Origin of the sequence: Pseudomonas sp. BP8 (assembly GCF_017875955.1) — a bacterium.
Classification (GTDB): Bacteria; Pseudomonadota; Gammaproteobacteria; order Pseudomonadales; family Pseudomonadaceae; genus Aquipseudomonas.
Window position 1 is genome coordinate 1,096,562 of sequence record NZ_JAGINK010000001.1, and the last position, 13,346, is coordinate 1,109,907.

The 13,346-nt window shown below is 63.9% G+C and carries 12 protein-coding genes; 10 read left to right on the forward strand and 2 right to left on the reverse strand.

Translation table 11 applies throughout. The annotated features are described in order from the left end of the window. The first annotated feature begins 60 nt into the window (after positions 1-60). Positions 61-1,344 (forward strand): putative hydroxymethylpyrimidine transporter CytX, encoded by a 1,284-nt coding sequence (cytX, locus tag J3B00_RS04770; RefSeq protein ID WP_209864734.1) that lies wholly within the window; start codon positions 61-63, stop codon positions 1,342-1,344. Here cytX and J3B00_RS04775 read toward each other — a convergent pair. Next, the gene (locus tag J3B00_RS04775) at positions 1,313-2,059 is read right to left on the reverse strand and encodes an RsiV family protein (RefSeq protein WP_209864737.1); all 747 of its coding nucleotides are present in this window, start codon (positions 2,057-2,059) and stop codon (positions 1,313-1,315) included. The two genes, cytX and J3B00_RS04775, sit on opposite strands and share 32 nt — an antisense overlap. A 184-nt stretch (positions 2,060-2,243) precedes the next feature. Here J3B00_RS04775 and J3B00_RS04780 point away from each other — a divergent pair, with 184 nt between their 5' ends. From J3B00_RS04780 to J3B00_RS04820, 9 genes are all read left to right on the forward strand, one after another. Next, on the forward strand, positions 2,244-2,861 hold the full coding sequence (locus J3B00_RS04780) for an NUDIX domain-containing protein (protein WP_209864740.1): 618 nt from the start codon (positions 2,244-2,246) through the stop codon (positions 2,859-2,861). Further along, entirely contained in the window at positions 2,852-3,304 is a 453-nt protein-coding gene (locus J3B00_RS04785; RefSeq protein WP_209864743.1) for a DUF1249 domain-containing protein, read from the forward strand. The genes J3B00_RS04780 and J3B00_RS04785 overlap by 10 nt, the downstream gene beginning before the upstream one ends. A gap of 85 nt (positions 3,305-3,389) precedes the next feature. Further along, positions 3,390-4,199 (forward strand): 3',5'-cyclic-AMP phosphodiesterase, encoded by an 810-nt coding sequence (gene cpdA / locus J3B00_RS04790; RefSeq protein WP_209864746.1) that lies wholly within the window; start codon positions 3,390-3,392, stop codon positions 4,197-4,199. Between the two features lie 242 nt (positions 4,200-4,441). Then, positions 4,442-5,050 (forward strand): YqiA/YcfP family alpha/beta fold hydrolase, encoded by a 609-nt coding sequence (locus J3B00_RS04795; RefSeq protein ID WP_209864751.1) that lies wholly within the window; start codon positions 4,442-4,444, stop codon positions 5,048-5,050. A gap of 35 nt (positions 5,051-5,085) precedes the next feature. Beyond that, complete coding sequence (gene parE / locus J3B00_RS04800) at positions 5,086-6,990, forward strand: DNA topoisomerase IV subunit B (RefSeq protein ID WP_209864754.1); 1,905 nt, start codon at positions 5,086-5,088, stop codon at positions 6,988-6,990. Beyond that, positions 6,987-7,973, forward strand: coding sequence for an esterase-like activity of phytase family protein (locus J3B00_RS04805; protein ID WP_209864757.1), 987 nt, complete (start codon positions 6,987-6,989; stop codon positions 7,971-7,973). Before parE ends, J3B00_RS04805 begins: the two co-directional genes overlap by 4 nt. Further along, the gene (locus J3B00_RS04810) at positions 7,970-8,488 is read left to right on the forward strand and encodes a TIGR02281 family clan AA aspartic protease (RefSeq protein WP_209864760.1); all 519 of its coding nucleotides are present in this window, start codon (positions 7,970-7,972) and stop codon (positions 8,486-8,488) included. Before J3B00_RS04805 ends, J3B00_RS04810 begins: the two co-directional genes overlap by 4 nt. 10 nt (positions 8,489-8,498) lie before the next feature. Beyond that, on the forward strand, positions 8,499-10,757 hold the full coding sequence (gene parC, locus J3B00_RS04815; protein WP_209864763.1) for a DNA topoisomerase IV subunit A: 2,259 nt from the start codon (positions 8,499-8,501) through the stop codon (positions 10,755-10,757). Positions 10,758-10,931: 174 nt separating this feature from the next. Continuing rightward, positions 10,932-11,642, forward strand: coding sequence for an ABC-type transport auxiliary lipoprotein family protein (locus J3B00_RS04820; protein WP_209864766.1), 711 nt, complete (start codon positions 10,932-10,934; stop codon positions 11,640-11,642). Between the two features lie 201 nt (positions 11,643-11,843). Here the strand turns inward: J3B00_RS04820 and J3B00_RS04825 are convergent, their stop codons facing one another. Beyond that, the gene (locus tag J3B00_RS04825; protein ID WP_209864769.1) at positions 11,844-13,304 is read right to left on the reverse strand and encodes a histidine kinase; all 1,461 of its coding nucleotides are present in this window, start codon (positions 13,302-13,304) and stop codon (positions 11,844-11,846) included. Between the last annotated feature and the right edge of the window lie 42 nt (positions 13,305-13,346).

Sequence of the window (13,346 nt, forward strand, 5' to 3'; positions counted from 1 at the left end):
CAGGATCCCTGCGGGAGCGGCCTTGTGTAACCCCCGACAATAATTCCGGCGAGCCCAAGCATGACCACCCCCAGCCATTTCTCACCCGATCACCCGATCCCCACCAGCCAACGCCCGTTCGGCGCCCGCGACCTGTTCGTTCTATGGTTCTCGCTCGGCACCGGCCTGATGGTGCTGCAGGTTGGCGCCATGCTCGCGCCAGGCCTGGGTCTGGCGGGGGCTGTACTGGCGATCGTTCTCGGCACGGCAGTCGGCGTCCTGCTGCTGGCGGCCGCCGGGGTGATCGGCAGTGACACCGGCCTGTCGGCCATGGGCACATTGCGTCTGACCCTCGGCGGGCACGGCGCGCGCTTGCCGGCAATGCTCAACCTGCTGCAACTGATCGGCTGGGGCTCGTTCGAGATCATTGTCATGCGTGACGCTGCCAGCCTGCTCGGCGCGCGTGCTTTCGGCGCAGAAAGCGTGTGGACCAGCCCATTGCTGTGGACCTTGTGCTTTGGCGCGCTGGCAACCCTGCTGGCGATCTGCGGGCCGTTGACCTTCGTGCGCAAGATCCTGCGCAAATGGGGCATCTGGCTGCTGATCGGCGCCTGCCTGTGGCTGACCTGGAACCTGTTCGCCAAGGCTGACCTGGGGCAGATCTGGGCGCGTGCCGGTGACGGTTCGATGTCGCTGGCGGTGGGCTTTGACATCGTCATTGCCATGCCGCTGTCGTGGTTGCCGCTGATCGCCGACTATTCACGCTTCGCCCAACGCGCCAGCCGCGTGTTTGCCGGCACCGCCCTGGGCTATCTGCTCGGCAATGCCTGGTTGATGAGCCTGGGCGTGGCCTACACCCTGGCGTTTGCCCCGAGCGGTGAAGCCAATGCGTTGCTGCTGGCGCTGGCCGGTGCTGGCCTGGGCATCCCGCTGCTGCTGATCCTGCTCGACGAAACCGAAAATGCCTTTGCCGATATCCATTCCGGCGCGGTCTCGACTGGCTTGCTGGTGCCGATCAAGGTCGAACACCTGGCCCTGGCCATCGGTGTGTTGTGCACGCTGATTGCCTACCTGGCGCCGCTGGCCCAGTACGAGAACTTTCTGCTGTTGATCGGTTCGGTGTTCGCACCGCTGTTCGGCGTGGTGCTGGTTGACCACTTCGTGATTCGCCGTCGACAGATGCCGACGCACGTCGCAGGGCTGCACTGGCAGGCGCTGCTGGCCTGGGCGGTGGGAGCGGCGGCCTACCATGTGATGGCCAGCCACGCCCCCGAGGTCGGCGCTACCCTGCCGGCGATCGTCCTGGCAGGGCTGCTATACGCGCTGCTGAGCGTCAGCCGCGGCCGGGAAACAGCTCAGGCTTGAGCACGCCGTTCAGGCGCGGGTAAGGAATCTTCAGTTCGATGTGGCCCATGGAGTAGGGCGCAATGGCATAGACCTCGTACTTCACCACGACCGCACCGTAGGTCAGGGCGATGTGCGGGGACTTCTTGAATGGCCAGGTCTTGACGAACTCGGCATCCTTGTCCATGCCGGTGCTGATCATCCAGGCACGGTGCGACTCTTCGACGGTCTTCCAGAACGTCTCTTCCTGGCCGGGCACCAGCATGTCCTGCAGGGTCAGGACCTTGTCCAGCTTGCGCGAATAGTTGATGAAGCCGCGGCCGGGCATGCCGTGGGCGCCACCGCTGTCGAGGTAACTGGACAGCTCGACGATCACCAGCCCGTCATGCTGCTCGCGTACCTTGGCTTGCAGGTAGCTGCTGTTGCGCTTGTCGGCGCTGGCCAGGTACTGCGTTTCGTAATCCTTGAGCGTAGTAGGCGCGGTGCTGCGCTGGTTGTCTTCGGTCAGTTGCAGCAGGCGGCTTTCGACGATGGCGTCGAGCTTGGGCAGGTCAGGGAAGTGAATGGTGTCGATGTTCACCAGCGGGCAGTCGCTTTCGCTGCAGCCCGGCTTGACGTGCTCCCAGGCATCGCGCTTGACCTCGAGCGGTGCCCGATAGTTGGGCGTGAACAGGCTCTGGCAGGCGCTCAGGGCCACTGCCAGCACAGCCACGGAAGTCAGTTTGACAAGCGTCATGATGATCCTTGCAGAACAGGAATAGTCGGCCTTGGACCGTCGGCAAAGCCTTCGGTTCGCCACTAAGCTATCAGAGAGATCGCGGCCTGTCCCGGTTGCACGAACGGTCGCTGGAAAGGGGTGAAACCGGGCCACACGCAGAGTAGGATGGCGCGATGCAGCTTTAGAGGTAATGAGGATTTCCATGACAGACACGTCAAATTCAGTGCCAAGAGCGGTCGAGATCGTCAAGCGCGACACCTGCTTCCAAGGCTTTTACAAGCTCGACAAGGTGTACCTGCGCCATGAGCTGTTTGCCGGTGGCTTGGGCCGCGAAATCAGCCGCGAGGTGTTTGTGCGCCATGACGCGGTGTGTGTCCTGCCGTATGACCCGCAACGCGATGAAGTGGTGTTGATCGAGCAGTTTCGCGTGGGCGCCATGGACAAGGTGGATAACCCTTGGCTGATTGAAATGGTCGCTGGCCTGATCGACAAGGACGAGCAGCCTGAACAGGTTGCCCACCGCGAGGCAGAGGAAGAAGCCGGGCTGAGCTTTACCGCCCTGTGGCCGATGACCCGCTACTTCCCGTCGCCGGGCGGCAGCGATGAATTCGTCCACCTGTTTCTTGGCCGCTGTGTCAGCGAAGGCGCCGGCGGCCTGCATGGTCTGGAAGAAGAGGGTGAGGATATCCGCGTGCGGGTCTGGTCGTTCGAGGACGCCCTGCAAGCAGTACGCGACGGCCGAATCTGCAATGCCGCGACGATCATCGGCCTGCAGTGGCTGGCGCTGAACCGAGACGAAGTACGAGGTATGTGGAAGTGAACCTGTTGCGCGAGCGTTACCGGGTCGATCTGGTCGGGCTGCAGTCAGCCTGCGAGGCCAACTATGCCCGCCTGATGCGCTTGCTGCCGGACATGCGCAGCACCCAGAGTTCGCGGCGTATCGGTATGACCCAGGGTGACCAGATGCTCGGCGTGCTGGTGCTCGACGTGGTACTTACCTGCCCCTACACCACCACCTTGCGCGTGCGCCAGGAGCACAGCCTGCCGTGGTTGCCGGTGCCGCAGCTGGAAGTCCAGGTGTATCACGATGCGCGCATGGCCGAAGTGGTCAGCGCCGAGCATGCGCGGCGTTTTCGCAGTATCTATCCGTACCCGAATGAAGCCATGCATCAGCCGGACGAGAAGGCTCAGCTCAACCTGTTTCTCGGAGAATGGCTGAGTCACTGCCTGGCCTGCGGCCATGAGTTGGTCGCGGTACGCTGAAAATGTGAGCTGGATCGGTTTCGAGTGTTTGCTCGAAACCCGCCAGCGGCCATAATTGCCGTGAATCCGCTTGAGGAGACGGCCGTTGCCGCAGCCCAACCATGCCCCCGCGCCCATCCATGTGGTGCAACTGACCGACGCCCACCTGTTCGCCGACCCGGCGGGCACCCTGTTGGGCCTCAATACCCGTGACAGCCTGTGCCATGTGATTGCCCAGGTGCGCCGTGAGCAGCCGCAGATCGATCTGTTGCTGTGCACCGGTGACCTGACCCAGGACGGCAGTGTGGCGGGATATCAGGCGTTTCGTGATGTGACCGCGCCGTTTGCCGTGCCGACGCGCTGGCTGCCGGGCAATCATGATGAGGCGCAGGTGATGGCACAGGTCGCGCAGGGCAGTGATCTGCTCCAGGCGGTGACCGATATCGGCGGCTGGCGGATCATCATGCTTGATTCGGCGGTGCTCGGTGCTACCCATGGCCTGCTGGCGCCAGAGCAGCTGGCGATTCTCGATGAGGCCCTGGCCGGCGCCGGGCAGCGCTATTGCCTGGTGTGCTTCCATCACCAGCCGGTGGACATCGGCTGCGCCTGGATCGCGCCGATCGGCCTGCGTAATGCAGAGGCATTGCTGGAGCGTGTGCAGCGCCATGAGCAGGTGCGGGCGGTGCTGTGGGGGCATGTTCACCAGGAGTGGGACGAGCTGCGCGCCGGGGTGCGCTTTTTGGCCACGCCGTCGACCTGTATCCAGTTCGCGCCGCGTAGCGAGGACTTCAAGGTCAGCGAGGAGCAGCCGGGGTATCGCTGGCTGCGGTTGCATGCCGATGGTCGGGTAGAGACTGGTGTCGAGCGGGCACGGGATTTCGTGGTGAAGCTGGATTTCAACAGCGCCGGGTATTGAAGTCCCCCGCGCGTGCTCTGTAGGAGCGGGCTTGCCCCGCGAACAAGGGCGAAGCCCTTGCCATCCACAGCGGTTGCCTGGGCTGACCTCTTCCCGGGACAAGCCCGCGCCTACAAGGGCTGGGTGATCGCAGGAATGTATTGCAACACATCCCAACCTGCGCCAAGGCCTGGCGAACGCGATACACTGCGCGTCCCTGCGCCCCAACAGGCGGGCGCGCCGCAGCAGACTCCGGGGGCAGCATGTCGGGTTCCATCCTTTATATCCATGGCTTCAACAGCTCGCCGTTGTCGACCAAGGCGCGTCAGCTCGAGGCCGTGATGCAGCAGCTTGGCCTGTCCGGCCAGTTGCGTGTGCCCGCCTTGCACCACCACCCGCGCCAGGCCGTCGCCCAGCTCGAAGCGGCCATCGCCGAGCTCGGTGCGCCCTTGCTGGTCGGCAGTTCACTCGGCGGCTACTATGCCACTCACCTGGCAGAGCGGCATGGCCTCAAGGCCCTGCTGATCAACCCGGCGGTCGCGCCGCACCGGCTGTTCGACGGGTATCTCGGTACCCAGCGCAACCTGTACACCGATGAGCCCTGGGAACTGACCCTGGACCACGTGCAGGCCCTGGCCGAGCTGGAGATGCCCGCGCCGACCGATGCCAGCCGCTATCAGGTGTGGTTGCAGACGGCTGACGAAACCCTGGACTATCGCCAGGCCGCGCAGTACTACCGCGCCTGCGCGCTGCGCATCGAGGCCGGTGGCGACCACAGTTTCCAAGGTTTCAGCGAGCGCCTGCCGGCGTTGCTGGCCTTTGCCGGAATTGCCCGCGGGCAATATGCGGCGCTCGATTTTTCTGTATTTTGATTTTTTCGCATTCACCAGACTGACGACGAGAACCCATGGCCAATCCCAGCGCTAGCGCCTATAACGCAGACGCCATCGAAGTCCTCTCCGGCCTCGACCCGGTCCGCAAGCGGCCGGGCATGTACACCGACACCAGCCGGCCGAACCACCTTGCCCAGGAAGTCATCGACAACAGTGTCGACGAAGCCCTGGCCGGGCACGCCCGCTCGGTGCAGGTCATCCTGCACGCCGATCACTCGCTGGAAGTCAGCGACGACGGCCGCGGCATGCCAGTCGACATCCATCCGGAAGAAGGCGTCAGCGGCGTCGAACTGATCCTCACCAAGCTGCACGCCGGTGGCAAGTTCTCCAACAAGAACTACCAGTTCTCCGGCGGCCTGCACGGCGTCGGCATCTCGGTGGTCAACGCCCTGTCGACCCAGGTGCGGGTGCGGGTCAAGCGCGACGGCAACGAGTACCAGATGACTTTCGCCGACGGCTACAAGGCCACCGAGCTGGAAGTGGTGGGTACCGTGGGCAAGCGCAATACCGGCACCAGCGTGTATTTCAGCCCGGACCCGAAGTATTTCGATTCGCCGAAGTTTTCCATCAGCCGCCTCAAGCATGTGCTCAAGGCCAAGGCCGTGCTCTGCCCGGGGCTGTCGATCAGCTTCGAAGACAAGGCCAGCGGCGAAAAAGTCGAGTGGCACTATGAAGATGGCCTGCGCTCGTACCTGGTCGACTCGGTCAGTGAGTTCCCGCGCCTGCCCGACGAGCCGTTCTGCGGCAGCCTGGCCGGTAACAAGGAAGCCGTCGACTGGGCCCTGTTGTGGTTGCCCGAGGGCGGCGACAGTGTCCAGGAAAGCTACGTCAACCTGATCCCCACCGCTCAGGGCGGCACCCATGTCAACGGCTTGCGCCAGGGCCTGCTCGACGCCATGCGCGAGTTCTGCGAGTTCCGCAACCTGTTGCCGCGCGGGGTCAAGCTGGCGCCGGAAGACATCTGGGAGCGGATCAGCTTCGTCCTGTCGATGAAGATGCAGGAGCCGCAGTTCTCCGGGCAGACCAAAGAGCGGCTGTCGTCCCGTGAAGCGGCGGCGTTCGTCTCCGGAGTGGTCAAGGATGCCTTCAGCCTGTGGCTCAACGGCCACCCGGAGCTGGGCATGCAACTGGCCGAACTGGCCATCAGCAACGCTGGCCGGCGCCTCAAGGCGAGCAAGAAGGTCGAGCGCAAGCGCATTACCCAAGGCCCGGCGCTGCCTGGCAAGCTGGCAGATTGCGCTGGGCAAGACCCGATGCGCTCCGAGCTGTTCCTGGTCGAGGGCGATTCTGCCGGCGGTTCGGCCAAGCAGGCGCGCGACAAGGAGTTTCAGGCCATCCTGCCGCTGCGCGGCAAGATCCTCAACACCTGGGAAGTCGATGGTGGCGAAGTGCTCGCCAGCCAGGAAGTGCACAACATCGCCGTCGCCATCGGCGTCGACCCGGGTGCCACCGACCTGTCGCAACTGCGTTACGGCAAGATCTGCATCCTCGCCGACGCCGACTCCGACGGCCTGCACATCGCCACCCTGCTGTGCGCGCTGTTCGTTCAGCACTTCCGCAGCCTGGTCGAGGCCGGGCATGTCTATGTGGCCATGCCGCCGCTGTACCGCATCGACCTGGGCAAGGAAATCTACTACGCCCTCGACGAGCCTGAGCGGGACGGCATTCTTGACCGGCTGGTGGCCGAGAAGAAACGCGGCAAGCCGCAGGTCACCCGCTTCAAGGGCCTGGGCGAAATGAACCCACCGCAGTTGCGCGAGACCACCATGGACCCGAACACCCGGCGTCTGGTCCAGCTGACCCTGGACGACGTCGAGGCGACCTGCGAGCTGATGGACAAGCTGCTGGCGAAGAAGCGCGCCGGTGACCGCAAGAGCTGGCTGGAGACCAAAGGCAACCTGGCTGAGGTCATGGTTTGATCCGTCTGTTTCTGACAGCGGTGCTGGCGCTGCTTGCGGCGCCGAGCCTTGCGGGTAACTGGCCAGAGCTGAAACTGACTGGCGAGCATCCAATTAACGGCATGCGCGGCGGCAATCTGTCCGGCCTGGCTTGGTGCCGGGGTGCTCTGTGGGGCGTTTCCGACCGAGACGACGATCGCCTCTATCGACTCGACCAGCAGCAAGGTGTCTGGCGTGCCCAGGCACTCACCTTCACGCCGCCACCGGTGCCTGACACGGGCTTGCCCTGGGGCTTGAAGTCGCGCAACTGGGCCGTGTCGTATGTGCGCGGTGGTGAGCTGGATTTCGAGGGCATCAGTTGCGATCAGGCCGGCAACTTCTATCTGGTCAGCGAGGCGCATGCGGCCGTGCTGCAGGTGCCGCTGGAAGGCGAGCCGGACTGGTTGAAGATTGATCCGGTGATGATTCGCCAGGCCCGCGCCAGCGGCATGCTGCTGCACTTCAACGCGCTATTCGAGGGCGTGGCGATCAATCCGGCCGGCGACCGCCTGTGGTTGGCTGCCGAACGTGAGCGCCGTGGCCTGGTCGCTGTACAGCGTCAGCAATCGGTCTGGACCTGCGGGCGCAGCTGCGTGCTGCTGAGCGAGGCCGGGGTCGAGATGCAGCCGGCCCAGATGCCCAATCCCCAGGCCCGCTCGCGCGACTTTGCCGACCTGGCCTGGTTCGACGGCAAGCTGTTTACCCTGGAGCGCAACGCCTACCGGATCTGTCGCCGCGACGCCGACAATGGTCAGGTCGAGCGCTGCTGGTCGTTCGCCGACGATGCCCTGCAGCCATCACGCCGCTATGATCAACCGTTCGGCCTGGCCGAAGCGCTGGTGATCGATGGCAAAGGCGCCTGGATCGGCCTGGACAACAACAATGGCGACCGCGCCGATGGCGAATCGAGACCGGTGGTCTGGCGCTTCGCTGCGCCGCAAGGTGGCTGGAGCGCCAAGTCATGAGCCAGACGGCCGGCAAGCGGGCGGGCAGGGTACTGATGATCGTCGCCTGGGCGGCGGCGATGTTTCTCGCCACGCGCTTTTTCGGCCAATGGGAAGAGCACCAGCAAAACCCCAATGCCCAACCGCAGTCCACGCAGGGTGAGGGCTTCATCGAAGTGCGCCTGTTGAGCAACGGCAACGGCCATTTTGTCGCCGACGGCGCGATCAATGGCCAGGCGGTGCACTTCATGCTCGACACCGGTGCCACTGATGTGGCGATCCCTGAGTCACTGGCCAGGAGCATGCAGCTCAAGCGCGGTGCGCCGGTGATGCTGAGTACCGCCAATGGTCGCACCGAGGGCTACCGCACGCGCCTGGACAGCGTGCAGCTGGGCGATATCCGCCTGCGCGACGTGCGCGCGCTGGTGGTCCCGGGCCTGGACGGCGAAACCGTTCTGTTGGGCATGAGTGCCCTGAAACAACTTGAATTTACCCAGCGCGGCGGCAGCATGCTGTTGCGCCAGAACCTGAAATGACGAGGCCCGCATGAGCGACTCACTGGAACTCAGCCTGGACGGCGTTGAACGCCGCTCGCTGGCTGACTTCACCGAACAGGCCTATCTCAACTACTCCATGTACGTGATCATGGACCGCGCCCTGCCGCACATCGGCGACGGCCTCAAGCCGGTCCAGCGGCGCATCGTCTATGCCATGAGCGAGTTGGGCCTGGATGCCGATTCCAAGCACAAGAAGTCGGCGCGTACCGTCGGCGACGTGCTCGGCAAGTTCCACCCGCACGGCGACTCCGCCTGCTATGAAGCCATGGTGCTGATGGCCCAGCCGTTCAGCTACCGCTATACCCTGGTCGACGGCCAGGGTAACTGGGGTGCGCCAGACGATCCAAAGTCGTTTGCCGCCATGCGCTACACCGAGGCACGCCTGTCGCGCTATTCCGAAGTGCTGCTCAGCGAAGTCGGCCAAGGCACCGTCGACTGGGTGCCAAACTTCGACGGCACCCTGCAGGAACCGGCGGTACTGCCGGCGCGCCTGCCGAATATCCTCCTCAACGGCACCACCGGGATTGCCGTGGGCATGGCCACCGACGTGCCGCCGCACAACCTGCGTGAAGTGGCCAGCGCCTGTGTGCGCCTGCTCGATGAGCCCAAGGCCACCCTCGAGCAGTTGTGCGAGCATATCCAGGGCCCGGACTACCCGACCGAAGCTGAAATCATCACGCCGCGCGCCGACATCCTGAAGATGTACGAAAGCGGTAAAGGCTCGATCCGCATGCGCGCCGTGTACCGCGTCGAGGACGGTGACATCGTCGTCACCGCGCTGCCGCACCAGGTCTCCGGGGCCAAGGTGCTCGAGCAGATCGCCGCGCAGATGCAGGCCAAGAAACTGCCGATGGTGGCTGACCTGCGCGACGAGTCGGACCACGAGAACCCGTGCCGCATCGTCATCATCCCACGCTCCAACCGGGTCGATGCCGACGAGTTGATGCAGCACCTGTTCGCCACCACTGAGCTGGAGAGCAGCTACCGGGTCAACGTCAACATCATCGGTCTCGACGGCCGCCCGCAGTTGAAGAACCTGCGCGCGCTGTTGCAGGAGTGGCTGCAGTTCCGCATTGGTACTGTCCGTCGTCGCTTGCAGCACCGCCTGGACAAGGTCGAGCGCCGCTTGCACCTGTTGGACGGTTTGCTCACGGCCTTCCTCAACCTGGATGAAGTTATCCACATCATCCGTACCGAGGAGCATCCCAAGCAGGCCCTGATTGCCCGTTTCGAGCTGACTGAAATTCAGGCCGAGTACATCCTCGAGACCCGCCTGCGTCAGCTGGCCCGCCTGGAAGAGATGAAGATTCGCGGCGAGCAGGACGAACTGCTCAAGGAACAGGCCAAGCTGCAGGCCCTGCTCGGCAGCGACGCCAAACTGCGCAAACTGGTGCGCAGCGAGCTGATCAAGGACGCCGAAACCTATGGCGACGACCGCCGCTCGCCAATTGTCGAGCGCAGCGAAGCCAAGGCCTTGTCGGAAAACGAGCTGATGCCGACCGAGCCGGTCACCGTGGTGCTCTCGGAAAAAGGCTGGGTGCGTTGCGCCAAAGGCCACGATATCGACGCCACCGGTCTTTCCTACAAAGCCGGCGATGGCTTCAAGGCCGCTGCGGCCGGGCGCTCCAATCAGTTTGCCGTGCTCATTGACTCGACCGGACGCAGCTATTCGGTGGCCGCCCACACGCTGCCTTCGGCGCGTGGCCAGGGCGAACCGCTGACCGGGCGCCTGACTCCGCCGCCCGGGGCGACCTTCGAATGCGTTTTGCTGCCCGAGGACGATGCGCTGTACGTGGTGGCCTCGGACGCCGGTTACGGCTTCGTGGTCAAGGGCGAGGACCTGCAGGCCAAGAACAAGGCCGGCAAAGGCCTGCTCAGCCTGCCCAATGGCGCCAAGGTGATAACCCCGCGACCGGTAACCAACCGCGAGCAGGACTGGTTGGCCGCGGTTACCACCGAGGGCCGTCTGCTGGTGTTCAAGGTCGCTGACCTGCCGCAACTGGGCAAGGGCAAGGGCAACAAGATCATCGGCGTGCCGGGCGATCGAGTGGCCAGCCGTGAAGAGTACGTTACCGATCTGGCGGTGATCAGCGAGGGTTCGACCCTTGTATTGCAAGCTGGCAAGCGTACGCTTTCATTGAAGCCCGACGATCTGGAGCACTACAAGGGTGAGCGCGGCCGGCGTGGCAGCAAGCTACCGCGCGGTTTTCAGCGGGTTGACGGGTTGATGGTGGAGGCCCCGAACTGACTGTGTCAATCGCCTGAAACAGCAATTTCAACGTTGTTACCGGCGGAAACACTGGAGTCGGACGGCTATTTCGCGGATGATAGTGCCCCTGCGGCGCCAGCGTGGCTGTGCGCCCAGAAGACTTTACATGTGTATCACTGCGGTGTGCCGAGTGGCGGCCGCTTGGATGGGATGATGAAACTTCTGCGCCTTCCATTTGCGCTGTTGATGACTGGCGTGCTGGGCCTGAGTGGGTGCAGCATGCACCAGCCGGTTGCCCTGTATCAGCTGGACAGCGGTGATCCTGGCCAGCCTGCGCAGAGCGCGGGCATGGCTGTGGTGCTCGGCCCGGTATCGGTTGCCGACTACCTGCAGCGCGAAACCTTTCTCCAGCGCCAGGCCGATGGCAGCCTGACTTCGGCGACCGACGGTCGTTGGGCTGGTAGCCTTTCGTCGGATATCGACCAGTTGCTGGTACGTCAGCTTGCCTGGCGCCTGGACAGCCAGCGCGTGGTTCTGGCGCCGGCCAGCAGTGGATTCTCGCCTGACGTGCAGGTCCTGCTGTCGATTACCCGGCTCGATTCTGGCAAGAAACAGCCGGCGATCCTCGACGCCCAATGGCGCCTGCTTGATCGCCGAGGCAATGTGCGCGACAACCGCATCATTCACCTCGAGCAGCCGCATGAAGGCAGTGAGTCTTCCCAGGTGCAGGCTCAGGGGCAATTGCTGCAGAAGCTGGCTGAGCAGTTGAGCACTGCGCTCAAACCGCTTGCCAATCAGCCGGCGATTGCCGAAGAGGCACCGAAGAAGCCTGCTGCGCCGGTTCAGGTCAAGAAGGCGCCGGAGAAGTCCAAGATCCCGATGGCTTCGCCGATTCGCACCGACATGGAAGTGTTCCGCTTCTGATGAGCGTACAGATGTGAAAAAGCCCGCAGCGATGCGGGCTTTTTTTGTGCCTGGCGAAGATTGCCGGGGCCGCTTTGCGGCCCTTTCGCGACTCAAAGCCGCTCCCACAGGTGCAGTGTAAGTCTCTCGGACAGCGCGAATACTGTAGGAGCGGCCTTGTGTCGCGAAGGGGCTGCGCAGCAGCCCCCACTGGCCATTGAATCAGGCCCGGCGCTCGTGCATACGCGCCAACTGCCGCTCCAGCATCGACGGATAGGGCTCCATCAACCGCTCCACGCAGCACGCGCCCTCAGGGCTGGCGATCGGCCGAATGCGCGCACGCTGGCGCACCAGCGCGTCATCGGTGATCTGCCGCTCGACCAGCAACAGGTTACGGCTGTGCTGCGACAGCGCCAGGGCGTCCTGGGCTTTCTCGGCCATCAACAGATCAACCTGCTCCAAGCCTTGCAGGTCGTCGCCCAGGGTCAGGCCCAATTGCAGTTGCAGGGTGATGCCGCTGTCGGCCACCTCGATCTGCAGGGCATGGCCCAGGGCGCGCAGCAGCTCGCCACAGCAGATGGCGTTGGTCAGGTAGTCCTCGCCACTGTCGCGGCTGTGGAACAGCAACAGCGTACTGCCGTCGTTGAGCGTGAACGTTTCACCTTCATACAGCGAGGCCGCCTGCTCCAGGCAGTCGCGGTAGCGCTCGAGCAATTCAGTCAGGCGCGTGCGGGGCAGGCGACGTAGCTGCTCTTGGGAACCCAACTGAACCGCCAGCACAGCGCTGTACTGCGGCTCGTCGGAAACCACCGGGTTGGGTTTGGCGCTGGGCTCAGGGGTGTCGATCAAGTCGGCAAACGCTTCATCGTCCTCGTCGTCCTGCTGCGCCACCACCTTGGCCCGTGGTGCGACCTTGGCCGCAACAGGCGTCTCGTGCGGCTCATCGAAGCCGTCCTCGTCGTCTTCCTCCTCCTCGGGTTCAGGGGGCGGCGGAGGGGCGAGGCGCGCGTGCAGCTGGCGAGCCAGATCACCAATTTCGTCCTGGCGATCGATCCCAGGGGTGTAGGGATGCGGATCACGCAGCCAGACCCGCAACTGCAGCAGCGGCGTCGAGATGTAACGGCCCAGACGCAGGCTCAGGGTCAGGGCCAGCACCAGCAGGATCGCGGCGAGGATGCCCATGCTCTGCAGGCTGATCAGCATCGGCTGCTGGAACTGGCTCATGTCGAGACTGATGCGCAACTGACCAGCGGTCACGTCCTGGAAGGTGATCTTGGTCTGGTAGAGCCCTTCGGCTTCACCCAGCAAGCTGTTTTTCGGACGCTGGCCGGCCTCGGCGAGGATCCGGTTGTCGACACTGTAGATCGCCGCGTGGGCCACCAGTGGGTTCTTCACCAGGTTGCCCAGCAGCACGTTGAGGCTGAGGATGTCGTTGGACACCAGCAGCTCGGTGGCCGAGGTCGCAGTCTGGATGGTCAGGCTCTGACCCAGTGCGTCCGCCTGCTCGTGCATGGCCTGCTTGAACTGCAGGCCCATCACGCAGGCGTAGATCACCAGCGCCATGGCCACCAGAAAGATATTGGTGCTGGCGATGCGCAATGCCAATGGTACGCGGCGTTGGCGCAAGGCATGGAACAGCATCAGGAAGAAGTTATCGGATTTGACTGGCGTGGGCCGGTTCACAGAGCGCGGCTCTTTATGGCGAGAAAGTGCTGCGCAGTATAG